The sequence below is a fragment of the Rhodohalobacter sp. 8-1 genome, from assembly GCF_038150125.1.
Classification (GTDB): Bacteria; Bacteroidota; Rhodothermia; order Balneolales; family Balneolaceae; genus SW132.
The window spans coordinates 1-25,866 of the sequence record NZ_JBBVMF010000015.1; the positions used below are offsets into that span (position 1 = coordinate 1).

Here is a 25,866-nt window from a genome sequence, read left to right on the forward strand (position 1 = left end):
ATCAGGATAAAATCCAACCCGCCTTGTAGCAACTACAATGGCTCTATGCGGAAGTTGAGCTAAAGCGTCTGCCGCAGGCAGGTGAGCGACGGGGCAGAGGAGGGACGTGGCGCTGCCCCACCCCTCTCAATCTCCCCTCCCTCGATGAAAAGCACACCGCATGGAGGGGAGAGGCGCTGGATTGTAAATCGCACATCGCAAACCGCAAACCACAAATCGCAAATCTCACAAATCGTTAGACCAGGTTGAGTGTACGTTGAGTCAAAAAGACGGCTCAGAGATGGGTTGCCGTCGGGCATTGCACGTTGCCACGGGACCCACCCCTGATCGCCAAAAGTCTCGCACTGCGATCTTTTGTCCATCTGTCCCCTCTTCGCGGGATGGGATTAAAAAAGCCTCTCCTCCGCCGGAGGAGACAGAGCACCAAGCATTTAGCGACTGCTCAGAGGTGGGTCCCATGCCGGTAACTGTACATTGCCACGGAACCCACCCCTGAGATCAAAAGGCACTCGTTTCGTTCTTTTGTTTGTCAGTCCCCTCGGGAGGGGAGGATATATACCCCGTAAAAGGTAGATTACCGATTTGCAAGCACCTTATAATCCCACGGCTTTAACTGAAGGCTGGTCTGTTTTTCTATGCTTATCTCTTTTTCACTAAACAGATCGATGTAAACTCCTGTAAAGGGATCTGTATCAAGCCTCACTCGGGCGTCCTGATCCGAAAAATTAATGACAACTATTACTTTATCACCTTCACTCTCTCTGTAAAATGAGAGTATCTGGTCGGGATGATCATTTTTGATGCGGATCATTTCGCCGCCCCATTTTCCATTCCAGAGCGCCCGGTTTCTTTTCTTTAATTGGAACAACTTCTTGTAGATGTTGGTGTTTTCATGATCCTGCCACTGAATCTCATCTTTCTCAAAGAACTTCAGTGACCTGTCGAGCCCGGCTTCCTGCCCGCTGTAGACAAGCGGCATACCGTTGATGGTACAACACAGAACCATAGCAGCATGAAGTCCATCACCATAATTGGCGTACTGATTACCCTCCCATGAGTTTTTATCATGGTTCTCTGTAAACGTCATCCGGTACGCATTCTCCGGAAATGTACTTACATCATGCCCAAGGTATTCAAGCAGGGCACTAACACCTCTTTGTTGCTGGTAGAGATCTTCAAGCGCAAACCAAAGACTCCATGCATACGTCATATCAAATGCCTTTTTATGCAGGTCTCGCGATTCCCATTCGGCCAGCATAAACACCGGTTTGATGGATTCCAGCTCCCGTCGCACATTTTCCCAGAAATCTATCGGCACAAACCCGGCTACATCACACCGGTAGCCATCCACATCCGCTTCCTCCACCCAATACCTGATCGCTTCTGTCATATACTTTCGAAGCCCCGGCTGGCTATAATCGAAATCAATGATGTCGTCCCAGTCGTACCATGGGGTAGGGCGAAACTGACCGTCGATGGTTTTTGTGTACCAATCGGGATGTTGCTCTGTCAGCGGGTTATCCCAGGCGGAGTGATTGGCTACCCAGTCGAGGATCACGTACATCCCCATATCATGGATTTGCTGCACCAGTGCTTTGAAATCGGCCATGGTCCCGAATTCTGGGTTCACACCATAATAATCTTTCACGGCGTAATAGCTGCCAAGTGTTCCTTTGCGATTCTTTTCCCCGATGGGATGAATGGGCATCAGCCAGAGGATATCTGCACCCAGGTCCTTCAGCCGCGGCAGGTGCTCGGAAAAAGCTTTGAATGTCCCTTCCGGCGTATACTGTCGAATATTTACCTCGTAAATAACGGCGTTTTTACTCCATTCGGGGTGATCAAGCTCTACGTAAGGTCTTGGCGTATATACTGATTCAGGCATTTTTAGGTGAAAAGTGAAAAGTTAAAGCTTGTAGACAGTCCCGATCTTTTGTGTGGGTAGTGAAAAATTCAGTTTGAATTTATTATTCAACAATCCCTGCCAGGCGATCCATGTTGGTTTGGAGTGAGCGGAACTCTCCCCAGCGGATGACCTTAATGATGGCAGAAACAAAAGGGCTTGTTTGTGTCAGGCGTTTTGCAAGATTCGCAATTTTTTCGTCCCGCTCGCGGATCGCAAGTTCTTTGTTCGGTGCACTACGGTAGGTGTGGGCAAACTCCCACGCGCCATCACGTGCTACGATAATACTGAAATTGATAAGCATGTCGTCCGCTTTTCCAGCCAGCCTGATCATCGGGCCAAAGAACAAAGAGATCCTGCTCATATTCGATGTTACATCATCCACCAAAGAGGCGAGAATTGCATTGATGCGGTCGTAATCATCATGAATCAGCTCCAGGTCGTCATCTTTCATTGTTTCGGCGGCTGCAATCCCCAGGTCAAGGTTGATGTGGGCATTGATGCCCAAAAGCATGTGCTGCATGATGATGTACTTTGATGATTGAGCGGCATCAAAAGCATGTTTCCAGCTTTGCGTTACAGGTTTACCGGAATTGTTATAGTAGGCGTCAAACGCATCAAAAAACCGCTGGGCAAATATGGTGTCTAACTCCTCCATTCGGTTGGAATCATCAAATTCGTCATTTTCGATACCTTGTTTAATCCGCAGCGTCACAAACCGGTAGAGCACAGCAAAGTAGCCGGCTCGGAGGTTTTGTTGCTTACACTGGTCTACGATGTCGTCCATTTTTTGCAGGACGTTATCAATTGAACTCATAAAATAGGGTTTTTCTGTCCGGGATCCGTGGTGGCAGGTGATAGTGGTAATATATAGGTTTCATGAAAATTCGCGAATGAAAATGTTTTGTCAGACTCTGCCTTGTAAATTGACGGTATAACTTGAAAGCAGTAAAGTGATCGTATGTTCATATAAACAAACCGGTTGCCTTATGAAAATCTCAAATCAGCATAAAACCGCCTGGCCTGAACTTTCTCCAATTGATGAGATTTGAACGCCGCCCTTTTTCTCAAAAGCACTCTGTTATGTTGAGCGTAACACTGGTGCTTTGACGGTGTGAAGTCGCACCAAAGGCGTCTCTGGGGGAAACACCTCCATGCTCCTGGAGCCATCTTGAACAATGTCTTATCAAAACTAGCACCGATAACCGGGAGACCCCTCGGCTGCGCTCGGGGAGACATGGCATTGGAGGGCAAAGCGCGGCGCTTAAAATTCAAGCGTTGAACAAGACGTTGAGTGGCGCCGCTGGACAGAATGTTGCAAGTGAAAGAGATTTACACGCCGCCCGATATGATGAACCTCCCCTGTCATTTCGAGCGGAGGCTGGTTTTTGACGGAGTCGAGCTCATCTTTTCCCCGCGTTAGCGAAATCTCCTTGCGATGGAATCTATTGTGAACAAAGTCCAAAAACTCCCGCCGATCAAACTTTAGCAGATGCACGGAGTATCCTGGTCCCCCAGATTCTTACATCATCAAGAATCACATAGATTGAAGGAAGCACCACAAGGGTGATGATCGTTGAGAAGGTGAGGCCTCCCACAATCGCCCTCGCCATCGGAAAATAGGGTGGCCCGGCGCCGCCAATTTGTGTGTTTCCAATACAAAGCGGAATCAGGCCAAGAACTGTGGTGCCGGCGGTCATCAGGATTGGACGCATGCGGTCTCTGCCGCCCCGAATTACTGCTTCCCTTCGGGATAGTCCTTCGCTTCTGAGGTGATTGATATGGTCAACCAGCACAATTCCGTTGTTGACGACTATTCCCATCAGAATCAGGATGCCAATGAAGGCCATCAGATCAAACGTGGTGCCTGTGATGAAAAAGAACCAGAAAATGCCGATCACGCCGAAAAAAATACAGGATAACACGCTGGTTGGGTAGAGCAGGGATTCAAAAAGTGAAGCCATGATCAGGTAAATCAGGAAGAAGGCGATACCGATATTAAACAGCATCGTATTCATGGCATCCAGGTCGTTGCCAAAACTTCGGCCGTAGCTCCAGGAGTAGCCGGTGGGGTACGAAATGTCATCCATCACCCTGGATATTTCCTCACGTGCTTCATCAGTCGTAATATCATCCAGGTTGATGGCAATACCGAGCGATGTCCGTCGGTTTTCACGGAAAATCCGGCCAGCAGCTGTCTGCTGATCAAAACTGGCAACGGAAGCCAGTTTTACGGTCTGATTATCACCAAATGAAACGGGCAGATTTCTAAGGTCGTCAATCGTCTGCCGGTTTACATCTCTGAAAGCCAGAACCACATCAATTTCTCCCTCAACCCCGCGAATTCTCTGGATCGTTTGTCCGCGCATAGCACCGGAAACCATCGTTGCTACGTCTGAGGAGGTTAAACCGAGTGAACGCGCCCGGTCGTGATCTACCGTCAGCCTGACTTCCTTATTTCCCGATTCTGCTTCTGATCTCACGTCGGCAAACCCCTCAATTTGTCCGAGACGCCATGCCACTTCATCAGCGAGCTCTTCAAGAACCTGCATCGCTTCTCCCTGAACAAATACGCGTACCTGTTCCGAACTGTTTTGGCTTATGTACTCAAAAGCGGGCTGACCGATCGCAATTTGAGGAAGATCTTTCTCGATCTCTTCTTTCAGTAGTGTAACTGATTTTTCAGCTCTGTCATCATCTACCAAGTTGATTGTAGACTGCGCATAATCAGGTGTGTAATATGTGTAGACCGATTCGACCTCAAATGTCTCTTCGTTTTCGTACAAGTACTGCTCAATTCTATCAACCGATTGCTTAACTGTTTCAAGGGTGTACGAGGCGTTCAAATTATACTGCAGATTTAAGCGACGCTCCTCCACGCGCTGAAACATGTCTACATTCATAAAAGATAAAGGGATAGCGCCGCTTATGAACAAAATCAAAATAAAGAGTACCGACGTTTTTCGGCGCTCCAGAAACCATCTTAAAAAAGCCGAGTAGCGGTCAGAAAGCTTGTCGATCACCGTTCGTTTAGAGGATTCTTCAGGCGGTTTTATTTTGGATGCCAGCAGAGGAATCACTGTCAGTGAGATCACGAGTGATGCTAATAGTGAAATGATGATTGCCATGCCAATGTAGTACATGTGCTGCGAAATAAAGCTCTCATTAACTACATTGGGCAGAAAAACGATAATTGAGGTCAGCGTACCGGCCGTTACTGCGATAGACACCTCTTTGGCACCAAGTATAGAAGCTTTTTTGGGATCATTGCCCTTGCGCTGATAGCGATGAATATTTTCGGTAACCACAACGGCATTATCCACCAGCATTCCGATGGCAAGCATCAGGCCCATCATTGAGAGAATATTCAGGCTGATATCAAGGAAAAAGAAAAAGCCCAGTGTCACGATAAGAGAAAAGGGGACGGCAGTGGCGACAAGCATTGTGGTGCCAAACTGCCGCAAAAATATATAAAGCATCACGATAGAAAAAAGTGCCCCGATCATCCCCGCGTTAAACAGTTCGCGCAGGGAGCTGAGAATACCGTCCGACTGGTTGAACATCTCATAGATCTGAATGCCCTGCATCTCCGGCAGTTTATTGATCTCTTCAATTTCGGCAAGTATGTTTTCCACAACCTCAACCGTATTTGCCGTGGACTCTTTAGTGATATCGAGCCCCACAGCATATTTTTGATCGAGATGCCGGGCATAGTCTCGTTCCGGAGAAGTGTACGTCACGTTAGCGATATCTTTTAAGCGGAGGTTGTTATCAGAAATGATTAAATTTCCGATATCTCCGATCCCATTCAGGCCTGCTACCGGGCGTACCATGTAGCGCATTCCGGCATCCGTGATTTTACCGGCAGAGATTGAAAAATTGGCCTCTCTGAGCTTAGTACTCAGTTCGTTCAGATTGATATTGTAGGCGGTAATTCTATTGGGATCCACCTCAATCCGAATCTCCTTTTTCTCAACGCCATACAGATCTACCTGGCCCACGCCTGCAATTCGTTCAATTCGCTGCTGCAGGTTTCGGTTTAGTAGTTCATAGGCATCAGAGAGATCGCGGTTACCGGAAATGCGCAGCTGCAGGGTGGGGGCACCGCCATCCTGGAATTTATTGATCCTGAAGTATTCGAAGTCATCAGGCAGCTGGTTTCGAATGCTCTCAATTTTCTCTTTGATCTCGATCGCCTTAATGTCGATATCGGTTCCCTGTTTGAAGAGAACGATCACGCCGGCACTGTTTTCTCCGGAATTGGAATTGATCTGTTCTACACCGCTCAGTGTCGCCAGAACCTCTTCAACGGGTCTGGCAACATTCTCATTTACCTCAGCGGGAGTGGAGTCAGGATATGGCAGTTCAACGAACGCACCCGGAAAGGTGATGTTTGGCATAAACTCAAGCGGGACCATCCTGGTTGCTATCAGCCCCACAACAATCAGGCTAACAAAGACCATCATGGTTGTGACCGGGCGGCGAATGGAAAAGTCAGTTATATGCATAACGTTTCCTCCATATTTAAGCCATTCCAGATTGATGTTATGAAAATTGGGAATGGGAACTTCCCCATATCATAGGGGGATTGAGGGGGATGTTCATCAAAATTATGATGATGCGGACACATCTCTTGCCGACTGTTACCCCAACCAAAATTCGCATCTATTCTTTCCATCATTCTGCTCCATCCACAATTACATACAGCTTCCGATCCATCAGGTTGTACATTACAGGAATTACAATAAGTGTTAGCAGGGTTGATACCAGCAATCCGCCAATGACGGTAATGCCCATCGGCGCGCGAAGTTCAGCTCCATCTCCAAATCCTATGGCAAGAGGCAGCAAGGCAAGGGTGGTGGTAAGCGTGGTCATCAAAATAGGGCGGAGTCGTGATTTGCCGCCTTCTTTAATCGCTTCAAGTTTATCCATTCCCCTCTGCCGAAACTGATTAATCATGTCGATCAGTACGATTGCATTATTTACAACAATGCCGGCCAGAAGTATCAGGCCAATAAAAACCACCACACTGATGGTGGTGCCGGTCATGTACAGAGCCAGGATAGCTCCCACGAGTGCCAGCGGAATGGTGAACAGGATAATGAAAGGATGCAGGAGTGACTCAAACTGAGAGGCCATCACCAGGTACACAAGAAACACAGCCAGGGCAAGTGCGAAAACAAGGGATCGGAATGATGACGACATCTCTTCATTCTGTCCGCCGATCTGGGCAAAAATTCCGGGGGGCAGAGCTGTTTCAGATAGCGTCTGCCTGATTTCCTCGGCCGCTTCCCCCAGGTCGCCATAATTCAGGTTGGCCGACACGATCGCCACCCGCTGTTGTGCAACCCGGCGAATTTCTCCGGGACCGTTTGTCACCTGCACCGACGCTATAGCACTCAACGGTATCGGCCGTTCATCAGACGGGTTTACTATGAGCTGTTGAATGTCATTAACAGAGGCGCGGTCGGACTGCTGAGCGCGGACCAGTACATCAATTTTGCGGTCACGCCAGGAGTACCGTGTGGCAACATCACCCCGTACGTTACTCACAATATGGTTGGCCACTTCATGAACCTGGAGGCCGAGGGCTGCCGCCTTATCGCGGTCAAAATGGATCTGAACCTCCGGGCTTCCGGCCTCCATTGTGCTTTTTACATCCGCAAACCGCGGGTTGTTGGAAAGCTTTTGAACCACAGCATCCCCGGCTCTTTTCAGATTGTCAAGGTCAAAGCCGCTGATCTCAATCTCTACCGGCGTTTTGAAAGTGAACAGCTCAGGCCGCCCAAATTTATATTGAAGGCCCGGCACCTGTTGCAGAGAACCCCGCATGGTTTCGATGATATTTTCTTCATTTGAAGACGACGTTCCCGCTGCCAGTGACACATTTAACTCACCCCTGTTTTCACCCCCTTCATCCGGGTTGGCGGTCATTCTGTTTCCTGTACCTGCAACTGCAAATGTGGTGCGGATGCCATCCAGGTTTTTTGCATGGTTTTGAACTGTTCTCATCGCTGCATCGGTTTGTTCAATTGGTGTTCCGGGCGGGAGCATAAATTCAACATTGAACTCTCCCTGCGAGAGTTGCGGGATCAGCTCCACACCAATTCTGGGCACCAGGGCGAGAGACCCGGCAAAGATAAGAATGGCACTTACCAGAACGATAAAGCTATGGTTTAGCGACCATTTAAGCATAGTACTGTAGAGACTATCTGCGGCACGGTATAATTTGTCGAACAGGTAAACAAATGGAGAGAAAAGAGCTCGGCTCATTTTGCTAATCCAGCCTGCAACAAAGCGTATACTCCGGCTGATAAATGTAGGAACTGTATAAAACAAGAACATACGGATAGACCGAAGCATGCCGCCCGCCCGTGTTTTTGGGTCTTTGAGTTCGAGCGGAGGAAGCTCTTTTTTGGGTCCGCCGATGGACGACATCATCGGGATCAATGTGATAGCTACAACCAGCGATGCCAGCAGCGAAAAGGTAACGGTGAGCGCCTGGTCTCTGAAGAGCTGGCCAGCAATCCCTTCCACAAAAACCAGTGGGAAAAAGACGGCGATTGTGGTCAGGGTGGATGCAATTACTGCCATTCCCACTTCCCCGGCACCTTCACGGGCGGCCTCAATAAATCCTTTTCCCTGCTCCCTGTGCCGGGCAATGTTCTCCAGAACCACAATTGAGTTATCCACCAGCATTCCGATTCCCAGCACAATACCGCCAAGTGACATGATATTAAGCGAGATGTCATTCCCGTACATCAGGTTAAATGTTGCGATAACCGATACCGGAATGGATACAGAGATAATGACGGTCGTCCAGAAGTTTCGCAGAAAAAGGTAGAGCACAACTACGGCGAGAAGGCCACCAATAATGCCGGCATTTTTCACCTCGTTAACAGCAGACGAAATGAACACCGATTGATCATATACCTTTTCCAGCTTCATGCCGTTTGGTAAACTGTTTCTGATGAGATTCATCCGTTCATTTACCTGGCCCGCAACGGCTACCGTATTGGCATCCCCCTCTTTGTAGATGGCAATTTCAACGGCTTCGGCCCCGTTCAGGCGGGTGATCGCTTCCCTCTCTTTAAATGACTGTACCACGTCAGCCACATCCTTCATGTAGATAGTGCTTCCCTGTTCACGTGCCAGAACAACATTCCGAATCTGTTCCACCGACTGAAATTCATTAAGTGTCCGTACAAGGTACTGCTGCGATCCCTCCTCGAGCCGGCCACCCGACATGTTTACATTTTCTGCCCCCAGGATTTGGGTCACCGTTTCAATCGGAATATTCAGATAGGAGAGCCGCTGCTGGTCAATGTTAACCTGTATCTCTTCTTCCAGTCCGCCGCTGACTTTTACCGACGCCACACCCTGAGAGGATTCAAGATTTCGTTTAAACTGTTCATCAGCCAAAACACGAAGTCCCTTAAGGCGGGAAATGGCTTCCGGACTGGATAGATTATCCTGCACTGTGGTAAAATCAATGCGTCCCTGTTCCGTTTGATTCCCGTCACGTGAGGAATCATCATAATAAAGCGCGTATCTAAGAATAGGATCAAGGGTTGGATCAAAACGAAGAGTAACGGGTTTATCGGCCTGTAGAGGTAGCGGAATGGCATCCAGTTTCGACATCACATCAAGGTTTGCCATGTTCATCTCTGTACCCCACTCGAACTCAAGAATTACGTCTGACTGGCCGGCGCGGGAGATCGATCGCACCTGCTGAACACCTTTTACCACGCCGACGGCCTCTTCTACCGGTTTGGTGATCAGGTTTTCCACCTCAACCGGGGCCGCCCCATCAAAATCTGTTCGTATGGTAAGTGTTGGATAGCTGAGATCGGGGAGCAGGTTTACATTCAGGCGGGATAGCGAAACCATTCCAAACAGGAGAATGCCCACGGTAAACATCGCAATCGTTACTTTTCGGCGAATAGAGAAGTCAATAACTTTCATAAATATAACCGGTTAAAGACTGTTGTTGATGATGCTCACTTTTGAACTGTCCTGCAGGCTGCTTTGTCCGATGGTAACCACCATTTCGTTATCATCAAGACCTTCGGTGACTTCTATATTTCTGCCGTTGGTATAACCGGTCTGAATCTGTTTTTTGAAAGCCAGTGAATCACGGATCACAAATACGCTTTGGTTCAGATCTTCCGAAATGACCGATGCACGGGGAATCATCCTGGTATTCTGGCGGGTATCGTACACAATCCTGACGCGGCTGAACATACCGGGACGGAGCAAGCCGTCGGTTTCGTCAACATATGCGGTTACTTTAAATGTGCCATTTTCCTGGTTTACGACCGGGCTGATCCGTTCCACATGTCCAACAAACAGTTGGTTGGGCAGGGCATCAGCTCGCAATTCTACCCGCTGATTTTTGTTGATCTTAGACATTTCGTGTTCAGGAACATGGAGAACGGCAGTAAGAGGTGAAAAATCGGTGACCCTGTAAAGCTGCTGATCGGTGCCAATCATATTTCCTCTTTTTACAAATCGTTCAGAAATTACACCGCTAATAGGGGAGCGTACTGTTGTATATTCAAGATTCAGCAGGGCAAGTTCGTGTGTGGCTTTTTGGGATTCATATTCATAACGGGAATTTTGGAAGGTTTCAGCTGAGATCAGATTTTTGTCAAATAACTCTTTATTTCGCTGGAAGTCATTCTCGAGACGTTTAAGAGTGGCTTCGGCCCTGTTGGCTTCAATCCGGTATTGTTCATCATCAATTTTTGCCAGTATCTGGCCTTCTCTTACTGCATCACCTTCCTCAACATGTAGCTCTTCAATAATACCCCGTACTTTAGAGACTACTGTGGCTTCCTGCTCAGCCTCCAGAGTGGCGGTGTTCGAATAGTAGGCTGAAATATCACCACGGGTTACATTGCTGACCTCAACAGGGATAGACCGGATTGCATCGGCATTTTCCTCGGCGGTTTGATCTTCCCCGGCACAGCCCTGGAACAGAAGAAAGATTGTGAGAGCAACGAGTAAGGGTAATTTGAAGTGCATTTTCATCAGAGCGATATTTTTTTGATCATTTGGAAGACTGTACGAAGGTGTTTGCCAAATTGTTACGGTGATGGATAAAGTAAACAGAGGGCAGCCGTGATCCATCCTAAACAACTCTCCGCCAAAACTCCTGCCGAGCACGGTTTGCCCCGCACGGTTACACTATGAGAATGCTCACAAGGTGAGCGCTCATAGCGATTTCTCCCGTGCTGTGGTGCAACCCATGCAATCCCTCCACCCATCAAGGCCGGACAGCTTTCTCCTAAAGAATATTTAGAGAGCAGGAACTTGGATTTCTCCTGTCACCTTTCAAATGGTGTTGCCCGTTTTTGGGCAAAATTAGGAGCTACAGATGACAGTTTGTAAAAAGTGTTGCTTTAGGCTTTAGACAACGATGTTATTTTTTTTGAGCACAAATCTAAACATTTGGAAATTTATAAACGGTTTCGCGCCTGTGCGAAACAAAAAGCCCCGACAGGGGCGACAGCTCAGGTGTGCCGCACAAGCGCCGTGTTGTTTTGGCGCGCAGTGCGGGGTAAGAGAAGGTAGGCGTTCCAAGCACCCCGAGGCAGTTTATTTCGCAGAAGAAACCAATCCAGTCGAAGGGGGATCAGATGATCTAATCCGTGGATTTATCATGGCCTGAGTATGTGCGTTTTGAGCGTTAAGTCTACCCGGAAGACCGCATACTACTCACCACTCACCACCGCAAATCGCATACTATCCCTGAATCAGGAACGTACGCTGTCACTTCTTAAATGGTGTTGCCCGGCTTTTGATGCAAAATTAGGGGCTATTGATGACAGATTGGGAAAAGCCTTGAAAGGCTCACTGAACACCCCTCCCTCCGGGTTAGATTTAAGGTGTTGCCACGAGTGGGTTATTTACATTGGCGGCGTGGGACAAAATGATGCAAGAGACAGAGATTAGCACGCCGCCCTTTCTTCTGAAAATACCCTGTCATGTTGAGCGGAACACCGGTGCCTTTGCGGTGAGAAGTCGAAACATCTCCATGATCTTGGATCGATTTTGGACAAGGTCTTTTCAGAACTCTTACCGATAATGAAGAGATATCTCCGCTCCGGGTCAAAAGACGGCCCTTCGGTCGATATGACGAGAACGCTGGAAGGTTGAAGCGCGGCGCATATAATTATAAATCTGAACCTGGTTTCGTTTTGCGCCGCATGAGTCGTTAAGATTGGCCTTTTTTATTAGAGTCTAAAACCTCAACATAAAACCCAGCTGAATAACCAGCATGTCGGTCCGGGATTGGAGGGTATCATAGGAGACATTTCCATTTTCAATGACGATGGAGCCTTCACGCAGATATTCCGCTTCTGACCCATTTAGGTAACGTACTCCTAAATTAATATACCCGGCTGCGATCGGGTTTTCAGCATCCAGGTTTGCTGATCCCCGGCGGTCAAATACGCGAATCATCACACCGCCACCGCCGCCCCATGCAAAGGCCCAGTCTTCGAAATTTGTGTCGGTTGCAATAGGTTCATCTCCCTGGAAGCCGCGGTTTTCGATACTGGTTTGCGTGTAAAAGTAGTTGAAACCGGCAAGCCCTTCAGCATAGGGGCGCAGCAGACCGTCCTGAGGCTGAACTTTTGCGACCATAAAACCCTGAACCAGGTTGTATTCATTTTCTACCCTGACTTTTAAATCAGGAATGGTTGAGCTCAGGGGTTCATCGCGTGTATCCCGCCCAAAGTTGTTGAAATTAAAATCCAGGCCAAGACCAAACGGAGATTGAGGAAACCGGTACAGGCCGTAAATATTGATTCCGCCACCCATTGTATTTATGCTTTCGTCAAACTCGTTTTGCGGGACAATGAGTTGTAAATTGAAGCCGGCATCAAGTTCCTGAGCGTTGGCTGATTGATAAACGGATATCGTAACGAAGATAAATAGGAGAGATACGTAGATACTTTTCATACTGTAGCCTGTGATTCAGCCCTTTTTTTGAGTTCTTGATTCATCTGTTCAAAACCAGATCGTGTTGACGTGTTCAATTGCCGCCATAACAGAGGAACCAGCAGCCCCTGGAAATTTTCGCGCTGTATGAGCAATGTACGGGTATCGCTAAGTTCTTTAAGTTCAAAAATATGTTCCCCGTCAAATAGTCCGCTTATAAAAAGATGTCCCAGCCATCGGAATTCTGATTCAGGAATAAGTGAGAGACAAACGGGTTTAAAAGACATCGGTTTTTTGCCGGTTGGCTGAATGGTGACGCTGAATTGGTGTCCCGGCTTTGGGTGACCATCAAATGAGCGGATAAAAGGGTTCCAGTCGGGATAGGAATCAAAATCGGTCAAAATCTCCCAGACTATGTCAGCCGACGCGTCGATTTCAATTTCTGTGTATAAACTTTTCATGGCATACTAAATGGTGTGATTGGAATTATACAAGCCGTGTTTACGATATTGGAAAAGATAAGTTTTAGCAAAAATGAAGTTTTGATAAATTCTTTTTAGAAAGGAGTACCTGTCACTAAAAACGGCCTTAGAGACCGCCATGGGGATTATTTTCCTGCTAACGCTTTGGTTATTCTGCGAAGGAAATAGTAAAAATACTCCCCTTTCCAACCTCGCTCTCTACGCTAATTGACCCGCCCATGGCCTGCACATGATTGTTCACCAGGTATAGCCCAATTCCTTTACCATCCTCATTCTCATGAAACGTTTGGTTAAATCCGAAGATCTTCCCTCTCACACTTTCCATGTTCATTCCGATTCCATTATCTGTAAAAATGAGCTGCTTAACACCATTTTCGACTCTTGTCCTGATGTTGATTACCGGAGCCTCATTGGGTTTTGAATATCGAATGGAGTTGGTAATTAAATTCAGGAAAATGCTTTCCATATAGTTATGGTTAAACCGAACAGTGTCAAAAACATCAAATTTTTTCTCTATGGTTGTGTTTGATGTATTGATGTGCGATTTGATTGAATCGGTAGTCGATTTCAAACACTCTACAAGGTTTATCTCCCGGATGTCAACAACAACACGTTCAGATTCCCTGAGTGAGTCGATCTGCTGATCGAGCGTTTGTTTCATTTTTTCCGCACTTATATTGAGCATATCGAGCAGTTCAAGCGTCTCTTTATCCTCAATTTTTGAGTAGTCGAGGATGCTCAGAATGCCAATAATGTTACCAAGTGGCGACCTCAAATCGTGCGATGTGGAGTAGGTTAATTGCTTCAGATCACTGTTTTTCTTTGTAAGGCTCGATATAAGCTTGTTTCGGTCGTCCGACAGTTTTCGGTTGTGCGTCACGTTTTTTGCAATAGCATACACAAGTCCCCGTTCTACGTCGGGAATGGATGTCCAGGACAGCCATACAACGTCTCCCTCCTTTGTGATATATCTGTTTTCAAAGTTGAGAAGCGGAATACCGTCTCTAATGCGTTCACGGTATGAATCTGTTATGTACCTGTCATCAGGAAGAATAAACTCATTTATGGGTTTTTCGGTAAGTTCGTCCAGGGTGAAACCCAAAAGTTCAGAAAGAGCAGGGTTGACTTTTTTGAAATATCCATCAAACCCAGAAATACAGAGTAAATCTGCTGATGATTCAAAAAATAGATTTAAATCATAGTGATCGCTGCCGTCACCTGATCCTGATTTTGTTGCCATACGCCGCGAAGTTACTCTGTAAGAATATGTTTACCTAAAGCTTAGGCGTAAAATAGTACAAAAAAGTGAACCATACTTATCGGCAAATAAATTAATCTCCATAGACTGTGACGATCAACCGTCGCCTGCCGCCACTGTTCCGATGTTCACAGAGATAAATTCCCTGCCAGGTACCCAAATTAAATCGTCCGTTAGTGACCGGCACAGAGACAGAATGGCCGAGAATGGAACTTTTAATATGAGACGTCATGTCATCCGGGCCCTCGAGTGTATGTTCAAACAGGGAGGTGTCTTCCGGAACCATTCGATTGAAATGGGTTTCAAAATCACGGCGTACGGATGGATCTGCGTTTTCGTTGATTGAAAGTCCTGCGCTCGTGTGCTGAATAAAAATGTGTGCCATGCCGGTTTCGACCTCTTGTAAATCCGGCAGTTTGTCCAGAATTTCATTTGTAATAAGGTGAAATCCTCGCGGTTTCGCACTAAGATTAATCTGATGTTGGATAACAGCCATGACTGATCGGTTTGAGTTTGGTAAATTTGAATTCCAAAAATAACAGGGATCGTTAGATGATACCAATTTCAGCTGGTATCTTTATATTTCAGATAATCTGAGTTCAATTTATGAAATGTATAATCTGATCACTGAAAGCCCCTTCCTTACACAATAGGGGAACGAATTAGGCGCATTTTAGAATCGAACTTATTTAGATAATGACATCAAACACAAAATATCATTTGAGTTGAAGAAAGAAATTCATCTTCGCACCGATCCCAAAACAGCTGAAACACCGGAGCTCTTGATCAGGGCCGCATCACAAAAAGAGGGCATTCCGGTTGATGAGATCAATCACGTAACCATTCGCCGTAAATCTGTCGATGCCCGAAGCCGTACACCCGTTATTGATATGCGGGCCGTGCTATATGTGGGTGAAGAGTTTATCGAGGAGCCGATTGTATTGCCTGATTATCCGGATGTGAGTAACAAGGAAGAAGTGCTGATAATCGGGATGGGGCCGGCGGGACTGTTTGCGGCCTTGAAACTGATTGAGCTTGGTAAAAAGCCGGTGATTCTGGAGCGGGGAAAAGACGTAAAAGACCGCATCAAAGATTTGAAAGGGATTAACGTGGATCATGTGGTCAACGAAGATTCAAACTACTGTTTTGGTGAAGGCGGTGCCGGTACATATTCGGATGGGAAGCTTTACACGCGATCAAAAAAGCGGGGTGATGTCGACCGGATTTTAAAGCTTTTGGTCGGATTTGGCGCTTTGCGTGATATTCTTGTAGAGGCGCATCCCCACATCGGCACCAACAAACTGCCTCCGATAATCGCATCAATGCGGGAATGCATCAGGCAGAGCGGCGGTGAGATTCACTTTAATACACGAGTCACTGATTTCTTACTTGAGGGTGATCGGCTGAATGGGGTAAAAACGGCCAATGACGACACCTATAAATCGGACCATGTGATTCTCGCAACCGGCCATTCAGCGCGTGACATCTTTGAGCTTCTTTATCGAAATCAAATTGAAATTGAGCTGAAACCGCTGGCCGTTGGAGTCCGGGTAGAGCATCCGCAGGCGCTGATCGATTCCATCCAGTACAATTGTGAAATCCGAAACGAATATCTGCCGCCATCGCCCTACAGCATTGCAAAACAGGTAAGGGGACGAGGCGTCTACTCGTTTTGTATGTGTCCCGGCGGCGTGATTGCGCCATGTGCAACCAGCCCGGGCGAAATAGTTACAAACGGCTGGTCATCATCTCGAAGAGCCCGCGCTACCGCAAACTCCGGAATTGTAGTTGAGCTGAACAAGAAAGATTTTAAACCTTTTGCAGACCATGGTCCGCTGGCGGCGATGGAGTTTCAAAAAGTAATTGAGAAAAAGGCATGGGAAATGGGTGGCAAAACTCAAACCGCCCCGGCCCAGCGCCTGGTTGATTTCACCGAGGGAAAGCTATCGGCCGATCTTCCTAATACATCATACTCACCCGGCATTACATCTGTTCAGCTAAAGGATGTACTGCCGCCATTTATCCACGATGCCCTTGTTGATGGATTCAGAAAATTCGACAAATCAATGCGCGGTTACCTGACCAATGATGCAGTGGTTCACGCTCCTGAAACGCGCACATCATCCCCTGTCAGAATTCCTAGAGACAGGCAGACGTACCAGCATATCCGTGTTCGCGGCCTTTACCCGTGCGGAGAAGGTGCGGGGTACGCCGGTGGTATCGTCTCAGCCGCAATGGATGGTGAAAAGTGCGCCGAGGCGGTGGTAAATCAGCGTAGCGTGGATTGAAATTTTTGAGTGCTTTTCAAACTATTTATAAGGTGACACCTTAAATAAATCTCCCCGGGAGGGGAGTACTCCGATGGCGGAGGGGAGGGGTGTTCCGTAGTTTTGAACTGTGACCGGATCTGTCTATTTGCTGCATGCCCTCAGAGAACACACCCCTGAATTCCAAAACGGTCGCTGCGCGTTGTTTCGTAATTCTCTCCCTTCTTCCCATTGGGATCCCTCCGGGGCGAGATGGGATTTAATAGCTCTTTGCATGATTCGTGATTGATATCTGTCATCGGTAAACAATGCATATCCATAGTTTTGATTAACGTCTATTTTCCGCAGATACTCCTAAAAATCCCGGATAAAAGCAGGTCGAAAAGTCTGTAAAAAATGATTATTTATAATTGAGAGACTAACGGAAAAAAACTGGAGAAAGCTATGGATCATCCCGGAAACAAGGTGTTGACAGCAAATGCATCCGTCAGTTCGAATTTTTTTGAAAGTGACAGGATATTGCGTGACTATCTTAATGAGTATGCGTCCCCTAAAGCACTGAAATATATGAGAGGTAAGCTCTTTGATCTCGGGGGTGATGCTGCCACAGTCATGGACTCGCTCTCCATGGATGCAGATAAAAATGAGCCTGAACTTATCAGACGAACACCACATGGCGAACCGCTGAACCGGATTCAGTTCCACCCGTCGTATTGGGTGCTGTTGGATATCGCAGGGCGGTCGGAAATGTTTTATGTAAAATATGATCCGGAACTTCGGGAAATCTATTCGGCAGATCGCCATAAGCTTGGGTTTGCCGCCGGAAGCCTTTATGCAATGAGTGAACTTGGTCAGTACTGTCCGCTCTGCATGACCGACGGCGCGGCTGTGGTAATTGACAAGTTTGCCGATGACAGTGATAAGAAACGCCTGATTCCGCGGCTCTCAAGCCGCAATGGAGATGGCCTGTTTACCGGTGCGATGTATCTCACCGAAAAGGCAGGCGGATCGGATGTAGGACAAAATCGAACCACAGCTACAAAGGTTGAGGATGATATCTATCATCTGAATGGCGAAAAATGGTTTTGCAGTAATGCCAATGCTGATGTGATTCTTGCCCTGGCGCGAACCGATCCGGTTGAGAAAGGCACCCGCGGGCTCTCACTCTTCCTGGTGGAAAAAAAGCTGGAGGATGGCTCCAGAAACCCGATGGATATCATCCGGCTGAAAGAGAAGATGGGCGTGCGTTCGATGGCAACGGCTGAAGTGATGTTTACAAATACCGTTGGAAAAAAGATCGGAGATGAAGGTGAGGGCTTCAAGGTGATGGCAGAGATGGTGAACATGTCCCGTCTGTATAACGCTGTGGCTGCAGTTTCAGGAACGCGGCGGGCCATTATTGAAGCCTGGCAGTATCTGAACTACCGTGTCACATTTGGCAAGCGGGCCGTAGAACATCCGATGATCAGGCAAAAATTTACTGAGCTGGGCGCCAAGTATGTGGCCGGTTTCCTGCTCACCTGGCGAACGATCCGCGCCCTGGATGCTGCCGAAAACGGTGATGAAAGGGAGAAAACTCTTTTGAGAATTCTCACACCCATGACCAAATGGTGGACGGCGGAAAACTCAGTATATTCAGTGCGCGAGTGCATGGAATTGATGGGCGGCAATGGATACATCGAGGGTTTCATCATGCCGAAACTGTTCCGTGATGTGAACGTGCTGCCTATCTGGGAAGGGTCGGGTAATATTATCGTGCTCGACATTCTCCGAGCCATCAAAAAAACGAATGCGCTTGACGCGTTGGCCAATGAGATTCGCTCCGCCGAATATAAGCTTGTAAATGACAGGCTAGAACGTCTGCTTAAACAGATTAAAAGTCTTCCTGAAGACGATCCCGATATCGCTGAACCCTCAGCTAAAGTTCTTTTTGACGAACTTATCCGGCTTACGCAAACAGGACTGGTAATCAAAGAGGCTCAAAACAACAGTCACACCTGGGCGGAACCTGCAGCAGAGTGGCTTCTCGAAAGTTTGGATAACGATTTCAGACTTCAGCGCGCCCCATCACTCAAAAAAGTAGAGTCTCTTATTGGGTGGGAGGTTTGATGGATAGACCTCGACTGTCGATTGTCTTTTTCGACTGTCGAGTTAATGTGACTCGTAACTGCGTTGGACGGAATCGGGGTAAAACCCTGGTGAGGGTTGAACCCGGAACTCGTCAGACGACTGAAGGCCGCGGGTCCTGATCTTGGTTTCTCTTAAAGTCGTCAGACGAGGATGATCCCTCGACTGTCGATTGTCTTTTTCGACTGTCGAGTTAATGTGACTCGTAACTGCGTTGGGCGGAATCGGGGCAGGAACCTAGTGGGGGTTGAACCCGGAGCTCGTCAGACGACTGAAGGCCGCGGGTCCTGATCTTGGTTTCTCTTAAAGTCGTCAGACGAGGGGTGCTTCTACCCAAAAAGTCCGGAAATAGCCCCGCCGTCGTGACTGATGGTCTGGCCCGTGACGTATCCACTATGCTCAGAAAGCAGCCATGCGGCAAGTGAGGCAAACTCTTCGGCCGTTCCCATCCGCTTTACGGGAATGCTTTTTTCCATCTCCTCACGGGCTTGATCGTATGAGATCCCCTTTTTGCCTTGGCTATTTTTGATCACACGCTCAATAGCCGGGGTATCGTGGGCACCGGGTGCCAGGACGTTAACGGTGACGCCATCCGGAGCAACTTCTGTAGACAGTGTTTTGGCAAATCCAACCACGCCTGCACGAAATGCATTACTGAGCGTGAGGGAAGGGAGCGGCTGTTTCACCGATTTACTTTCTACGAACAGCATCCGGCCATATCCGTTATCCACAAGCAGGGGAGCGAGCCTGAGCGCCAGGTCAATTTTCCAGCGCATGACGAGCTGCCAGGCCGAATCCCAGTCTTTCATATCTGTTTCAAGCGGTGTTCCAGTAGGCGGGCCGCCTGCATTGAAAACCACGCCATGAAACTTGCCTGATGAGGCCGCCTTCTCAATCGCATCAAGCGTATCGCTGTAGATGAGGCTGCCTTCAACAATTTCAGTTTGATCGCTGTAGTTGCTGAATTTCTCACGAAGCACATCACCGCGGCGGGCAATGACTATAACGCTGGCTCCCTCGAGCAGAAGTTGGGTGGCGATAGCCTGACCAAATCCGCTGCTTGCACCACACACGATAAACCGCTGATCTTTTAGTTTTAAGTCCATAATATTTGTCGTGAAGTTTAGTTCGATTATGATTACTCTAAAAGCTCATTGAACCCATCAAAAGAGAGACCTAATCAATTATGAAATAGCGATCTTTTTCTCACTACTTACCTGTAAACATAATGAACAAAGCGATGCCATTTAAAAAAAATATGATTCTCTGCTTTTTTACCGTGCTGATGATTACCGGTTGCGGAGGTGGGGAAGAAACATCACAAGACAACCGGTTTGCAGATCTTCCGGAGTATAATCTCGAACAGGTACAGAGGCTGGAAGACCAGGGCGATCTGATTCTAGGGCGTCCCGTTTACACAGAGATTGACTCCGACGGGAACCACCTGGTGATGGACCTGGCGAGTTTTGAAGTTTATGTGTTTGATAGTGAGGGAACGTATCTAACCAGCTTTGGTAGTGAGGGCGAGGGGCCGGGCGAATTTCAGCAGCCGATGCGCCCGATACTAAGCGAGAATGATACACTGTACATCAGCGATTATGGAAGGCGTTCCCTGCTTGTTTACTCAAGAAGCGGCGATTATAGCTGGGATTACGCGTATGATGTCTCATTTCCTGCAACTGAGGAGGGCTTCCCTTTTTATTCACTCACGCCAACAGAAGCAGGCTTTCCAATCGTATATAGAGTACAGGATGATTCAGAAAAATTCCCGAACGGGTACTCAACTGTAAAACTTATCAATAGAAATGGAAAAGTTGTCCAGAATACCGACTTAAAATTTGATGTAGGTAAGAATCTGGAATTAAGTAGTGGGGACATGCGGATCAGTATGCGTCTATCCGAAATGCACGGTACACAGATCTCACCTCATCCTGACGGGAGCTATTTTCAGGCGTGGACAGAAGATCCGGTTCTGCATCAGTTTAGTGCCGAAGGCGATACGCTGCGTTCAATCGAGTTGAATGGATTTCCGGTTCAACCGGTGACATCTGATGCTATTTCAAGTCTGACAGAAAGGTATGGCGGACAGTTTGGTAGTTTGGAAAATGATCTGGAAGAGGCGATTGGTGATTTTTTCCCTGCATTTTCGCAAATGCAGGTTATGAAAGATCACTCAATCTGGCTCAGAAAAATTACACCTGAAGTAACCAGTCAAAGCTGGTATCATCTGTCACCCGACGGCGAACCTCTTGGTATGCTGATGCTGGCTGAAGGTGAGTCACTCAGAAACTCAGTGACCGGTCATATTTACGTAAGCGGCGAGGCGGAAGATGGGGCTCCCGTGATTCTGAAATACCGGATCTCTACACAGAATGCACCGTGAAAAACTGACACAGGTTTGGAAATAGTTGTGCGTATGACTGGTATTATTAATTTACCGTATTCACCCAGTTTTTAACAAAATCGAGAATGATGACCTCTTTTAAAATCGGCTGTGTTCAGGCAACTCCGGTAATTTTTGATAAACAAAAAACAGTCGAAAAGGCTACAAAACTCATCAAAAAAGCGGCATCTGAAAATGTAAAGTTGCTTGTTTTTCCGGAGAGTTTCATCCCGGCTTATCCTGCCGGCCTGGGATTCGGAACGGTCGTTGGCAGCCGTACAGACGCGGGGCGAGATCAATTCAGGGAGTATTGGGAGCAGAGCGTTGATGTGCCGGGGCCTGAAACAGTGCACCTGACAGAGCTTGCAAAAGAACATAATATGTATATTGTGATGGGAGTTACGGAACGCGATGCCATCAGCAAAACACTCTATTGTACACTTCTTTATTTTAGTCCGGATTCAGGTTTGATGGGAAAGCACAGAAAACTAAAACCTACGGCTGCTGAACGGCTGATTTGGGGTGATGGAGATGGATCCACACTTTCAACCTTCGATACGAAAATTGGTAAACTCGGCGGACTCATTTGCTGGGAAAACTATATGCCGCTGGCTCGTATGGCAATGTATAAAAAGGGTGTAGAAATATATGTAGCACCCACGGCGGATGCCCGCGACAGCTGGATCAGTACCATGATTCATATTGCCCGGGAAGGCCGGTGTTATGTGATTGGCTGCAATCAGATTATAAATAAAAGCGATTATCCTGAGCATCTAAAAGAGCATCTTGCAGAAGATCGACCGGAATTGTTAAGCAGGGGAGGAAGTGTCATTGTTTCGCCAATGGGTGAAGTACTGGCGGGCCCACTTTACGATAACGAAGGATTGCTTACCGCTGAAGCAAATTTGAAAGAGCTGGTTCGAAGCAAAATGGAATTCGATGTGATCGGCCACTACAGCAGAGATGACGTATTTGAGTTTGGTGTAACGGACCAGCCACACATCACAAATGAGAAGGATAATAAATAATTGAATTGCATCCTTTATGTGATTTTTTATCAATTCGGATTATCCAATTCTGAGCAGTTCGCATATCCAAACAAAATTTCATTACCGGCAGGACGGGTTTGCCTGATTACCTCTTCATCGGGGCCGTATTCGTAATCGAAAGTAAATGCTTGGCCGTTCTCAGTGTATGACAGAATATTGTTAGATGAAAAGAATGTAAGCGTAGGAAAATTTACGTTGGCAAAAAAAGGAAGGTAGAGGCCATCCTGCGGATTTGGATGATCATCATAGGTATAAAACCTGTCCAGCATGGGTGTGAACTGGGTTGGGGCATCTTCTTCGGCGCGAAATTGCTGAAGGCGGATAACGTTTCCTTCGTCGTCAAGATTATAGTTGGAATATCCGACATACAGCACATCGCCAGTGCTTGCTTCACGGGTCAGATCAACACGAATTTTGTTCTCCTCAGGGTATGAGATATCGTGAGTAAGTTTTACAGCTATAGAATTAAAAAATCGGATGACCTCCACCGGCCGGTCATCGCCATCAAGCGTGACTGACATGTACGGATTCGTGGGATGTAGATTTAACTGATCAACCACGCGAATCGATTCTTTGTTGTATGAAAACTGAAACGAAGCTGTTATATCCGTCTCTCCATCCACCGTGAGTTCCTGTTTCAGGCTGTAGACCCGTCCTCCTGAAATTGTACGGAATTTGAGGCTGTCGAACTCATTGAACTGAATTTTACTCAAGTAGCATTCAGTGTCTTCTTCGCTTTCAGACTGTAGAAGATCGCAGGCGCCAAGTAAAAGCAAAGGAATGATAAGAAGCAGTAGAAATCCCGGAGAGTGAGGGTAGCTGGTTAAACAGGGCATGGGTACAATGTTCGTTAGCAGTATGTGAACCTTAACTTAAAACAGAACTATGGCATTTCCACGGTCACTACTGTCAAATTCTGTAATTGCAGAATAATGCAATATTATAACGATATTTAATATGTGAAGGCACTTTTTGGGCAATCATTATTCTTTTGTGATGAATTGGCCCCATCGAATTTTTATTCATTCAGTCGCCTTATCTGGAAACCGGAATATAAATTAAAAGTTGACTTATGACATCATATCAACACATCATTTTAGGGACGGGACAAGCCACTGGAACACTACTGGGAAAACTCATTCCAACAGGTGAATCCATCGCTGTCATTGAGGGACATAAAGTGGGCGGAAGCTGCGTGAACTACGGATGCACACCCACAAAAACGATGGTGGCGAGTGCCAGAGCCATTCATAAAGCACGCCAGGGAGATCAGTATGGATTTTCTGCCGGGAAAATTGAGGTAGATTATGGCCGTATCCGCAACCGGATGAACACGGTTCGAAACGAATCAAATGAGGGCCTTGAGAACTGGATGACTGACACTGAAAATGTAACGCTCATTAAAGAATGGGGAGCCTTTACAGGTCCCAAGACGATACGCGCCGGCAGTGAAGAGATAACGGGCGAACACATTTATATCAACACCGGCACAAAACCGTTTGCTCCGCCCATCAAGGGACTCGAGAGCGTATCTTGGATGGATAGTGAGCGGCTACTAAATTTAGAGGAGCTCCCAAAACACCTGGTGATCATTGGCGGCGGATACATTGGCGTGGAATTCAGTCAAGTGTACCGCCGATTTGGTTCTGAGGTAACGGTCATACAGCGAGGCGAACAGCTGATGCCCAACGAGGATGAGGATATAGCATCAGCGATACAGGATATTTTAGAAGATGAAGGGGTGACCATACACTGTAATTCTGAGGCCACACAGGTTCAGAAAAAAAATGGGGGGATAGAAGTGGAAATTACGTCGGGCGAGATAATTCGAGGATCGCACCTTTTGGTAGCGGCAGGCCGGCGCCCGAATAGCGACGCTATCAACCCGGAGGCCGCAGGCCTGGAGCTTGATGAGCGAGGATTTATAAAAGTGGATGACTATTGCAGAACTGGTGTGGACGGTGTTTTTGCCGTGGGAGATGTGAATGGTGAAGGGGCATTTACCCACACATCAGTGAATGACGCAGAAATTGTACTCGACTACATAGGTGATGGAGTTAGAGCTATTTCACAGCGCGAAACAATTTACGCGCTTTTTTCAGACCCGCCGCTGGGACGCGTGGGCATGTCGGAAAAACAGGCGATGGATGAAGGCAAGAAAGTCTTGAAAGCAACTATGCCGATGAGTAAGATCAGCCGTGCAAAAGAGATGGGGGAGACAAAAGGATTTGCCAAATTGTTGGTAGATGCAGATACAGATCTCATTCTCGGCGCCGCCATTCTGGGACCGGGAGGCGATGAGATTATCAATATGTTTGCGGCAATCATGCACAGTGGTATTCCCTGCCGCGAGTACCGAAAAGTGGTGCTTGTGCATCCCACCGTATCAGAACTGATGCCGTATGTACTTGATGGACTGGAACCGGTGTAGCTATTAACCTGGGTTCGATTGTAAATCAGGACAAAAACAGTCCCATCCTGCCTAAGGAGTGATCGGGGGTGGTAGATTTTGAGGTTTTTGAATAAAATTAGACTAAAAACTCTGTTTATCTCTAAAGAATTCACAAGGTGCAACTATCCATGAATCCCATCCTGTGTTGAGTATAGAAAAAGGGGGCTTTTTTCAACCAAAAGGCATTTATAATGCAACACAGGTTATTAGAAGGGTTACCCTGAAATTTCACATGAAATTCTTATAAATAATTGTTTATTAATGACTTGACAACTATTTAAATTGAGAATGGTTTATCTTACCGGCTAGACCGATTGCTCTTCGCGCGCCTTCTGGCAAATAACCGAACGCTGGGATTGACCGAGAATTATCTTGCACCCTCCTCCGAAGTCGTGAGAAAACTCAGATAGAAGATTATAGGCTGATTCGCCGGGTAATATGGTATAAATTTTACGATAGCTTCCATGAAATTGCGAGGACACAAAGCATTACGGAGAACTATCATCATACCAGATGAAATCCCAAAAATGGGGTAGCTCCTCAGGTTATTATACTTTTCCGTGGGTAAAAAAAGCTTACAAGAGTCAGTCTAATACCGTTACCACTAAAGAACATACGCAGAAAACGTAATCGTTTTTTTGTAAATGGATTGAATCTTGCAATAAATCGAACCCATTGAATTTAGTTGTAACGGCACTAAGAATTCGGGAATCCTTACTGAATAAAAAAGGGTTCTACCGGAAAGTTTGTGGGTTACATGTAATAATCCATAGCACATTCTGGTTAAGTCAGGTGGGTCTTTCAGGAGGTAATTTCAATCATTATGATAGAACAAAGCATGTTGCTTTTACAGATTCTTCACAAAACGGAAAACCACCGTTTTATTCAGAATGACAATGAGCCGGCTGAGGCGTAGGGCGACGTGATTAAAAGGCGATATTGAAAAACGACTGATGTGTCCACGCCGCCCACTTGCTACCCCATGAGCGTGTCATCCT

The 25,866-nt window shown here is 47.0% G+C and carries 17 protein-coding genes; 5 read left to right on the plus strand and 12 right to left on the minus strand.

The annotated features are described in order from the left end of the window. Positions 1-59: 59 nt before the first annotated feature. From AABW11_RS13995 to AABW11_RS14040, 10 genes are all read right to left on the minus strand, one after another. Complete coding sequence (locus tag AABW11_RS13995) at positions 60-362, minus strand: hypothetical protein (protein WP_340105742.1); 303 nt, start codon at positions 360-362, stop codon at positions 60-62. A gap of 212 nt (positions 363-574) precedes the next feature. Further along, positions 575-1,885 carry an alpha-amylase family glycosyl hydrolase gene (locus AABW11_RS14000; protein WP_340105743.1) on the minus strand — a complete coding sequence of 437 codons (1,311 nt, stop codon included), beginning with the start codon at positions 1,883-1,885 and terminating at the stop codon, positions 575-577. An 82-nt stretch (positions 1,886-1,967) separates the two neighbouring features. Further along, on the minus strand, positions 1,968-2,720 hold the full coding sequence (locus tag AABW11_RS14005; protein ID WP_340105744.1) for a DUF5995 family protein: 753 nt from the start codon (positions 2,718-2,720) through the stop codon (positions 1,968-1,970). Between the two features lie 661 nt (positions 2,721-3,381). Then, a complete protein-coding gene (locus AABW11_RS14010; protein ID WP_340105745.1) occupies positions 3,382-6,411 on the minus strand; it encodes an efflux RND transporter permease subunit in 3,030 nt (1,009 codons plus the stop codon). 169 nt (positions 6,412-6,580) lie between these two features. Continuing rightward, entirely contained in the window at positions 6,581-9,868 is a 3,288-nt protein-coding gene (locus tag AABW11_RS14015) for an efflux RND transporter permease subunit (protein WP_340105746.1), read from the minus strand. Between the two features lie 12 nt (positions 9,869-9,880). Continuing rightward, positions 9,881-10,936 carry an efflux RND transporter periplasmic adaptor subunit gene (locus AABW11_RS14020; protein WP_340105747.1) on the minus strand — a complete coding sequence of 352 codons (1,056 nt, stop codon included), beginning with the start codon at positions 10,934-10,936 and terminating at the stop codon, positions 9,881-9,883. A gap of 1,212 nt (positions 10,937-12,148) precedes the next feature. Beyond that, positions 12,149-12,871: a hypothetical protein gene (locus AABW11_RS14025; RefSeq protein WP_340105748.1), complete on the minus strand. Its 723-nt coding sequence runs from the start codon at positions 12,869-12,871 to the stop codon at positions 12,149-12,151. Further along, positions 12,868-13,311: an SRPBCC domain-containing protein gene (locus AABW11_RS14030; protein ID WP_340105749.1), complete on the minus strand. Its 444-nt coding sequence runs from the start codon at positions 13,309-13,311 to the stop codon at positions 12,868-12,870. The genes AABW11_RS14025 and AABW11_RS14030 overlap by 4 nt, the downstream gene beginning before the upstream one ends. A gap of 169 nt (positions 13,312-13,480) precedes the next feature. Then, positions 13,481-14,572 (minus strand): sensor histidine kinase, encoded by a 1,092-nt coding sequence (locus AABW11_RS14035; RefSeq protein WP_340105750.1) that lies wholly within the window; start codon positions 14,570-14,572, stop codon positions 13,481-13,483. Positions 14,573-14,663: 91 nt separating this feature from the next. After that, the gene (locus AABW11_RS14040; RefSeq protein ID WP_340105751.1) at positions 14,664-15,086 is read right to left on the minus strand and encodes a secondary thiamine-phosphate synthase enzyme YjbQ; all 423 of its coding nucleotides are present in this window, start codon (positions 15,084-15,086) and stop codon (positions 14,664-14,666) included. A 229-nt stretch (positions 15,087-15,315) separates the two neighbouring features. On the opposite strand from AABW11_RS14040, the gene AABW11_RS14045 reads away from it, so the two are divergent. Continuing rightward, complete coding sequence (locus tag AABW11_RS14045) at positions 15,316-16,878, plus strand: NAD(P)/FAD-dependent oxidoreductase (RefSeq protein ID WP_340105752.1); 1,563 nt, start codon at positions 15,316-15,318, stop codon at positions 16,876-16,878. 423 nt (positions 16,879-17,301) lie between these two features. Then, the gene (locus AABW11_RS14050) at positions 17,302-18,966 is read left to right on the plus strand and encodes an acyl-CoA dehydrogenase family protein (protein WP_340105753.1); all 1,665 of its coding nucleotides are present in this window, start codon (positions 17,302-17,304) and stop codon (positions 18,964-18,966) included. Between the two features lie 347 nt (positions 18,967-19,313). Here the strand turns inward: AABW11_RS14050 and AABW11_RS14055 are convergent, their stop codons facing one another. Next, positions 19,314-20,090 (minus strand): SDR family oxidoreductase, encoded by a 777-nt coding sequence (locus AABW11_RS14055; protein WP_340105754.1) that lies wholly within the window; start codon positions 20,088-20,090, stop codon positions 19,314-19,316. Positions 20,091-20,224: 134 nt separating this feature from the next. On the opposite strand from AABW11_RS14055, the gene AABW11_RS14060 reads away from it, so the two are divergent. Both AABW11_RS14060 and AABW11_RS14065 read left to right on the plus strand, forming a co-directional pair. Beyond that, positions 20,225-21,367, plus strand: coding sequence for a 6-bladed beta-propeller (locus AABW11_RS14060; RefSeq protein ID WP_340105755.1), 1,143 nt, complete (start codon positions 20,225-20,227; stop codon positions 21,365-21,367). A gap of 86 nt (positions 21,368-21,453) precedes the next feature. After that, entirely contained in the window at positions 21,454-22,395 is a 942-nt protein-coding gene (locus AABW11_RS14065) for a carbon-nitrogen hydrolase family protein (RefSeq protein WP_340105756.1), read from the plus strand. A 29-nt stretch (positions 22,396-22,424) separates the two neighbouring features. Here AABW11_RS14065 and AABW11_RS14070 read toward each other — a convergent pair whose 3' ends face one another. Continuing rightward, positions 22,425-23,252, minus strand: a complete 828-nt coding sequence (locus tag AABW11_RS14070; protein WP_340105757.1) for a hypothetical protein — start codon at positions 23,250-23,252, stop codon at positions 22,425-22,427. 236 nt (positions 23,253-23,488) lie between these two features. Here AABW11_RS14070 and AABW11_RS14075 point away from each other — a divergent pair, with 236 nt between their 5' ends. Beyond that, positions 23,489-24,847, plus strand: a complete 1,359-nt coding sequence (locus tag AABW11_RS14075) for a mercuric reductase (protein ID WP_340105758.1) — start codon at positions 23,489-23,491, stop codon at positions 24,845-24,847. Positions 24,848-25,866: the final 1,019 nt, after the last annotated feature.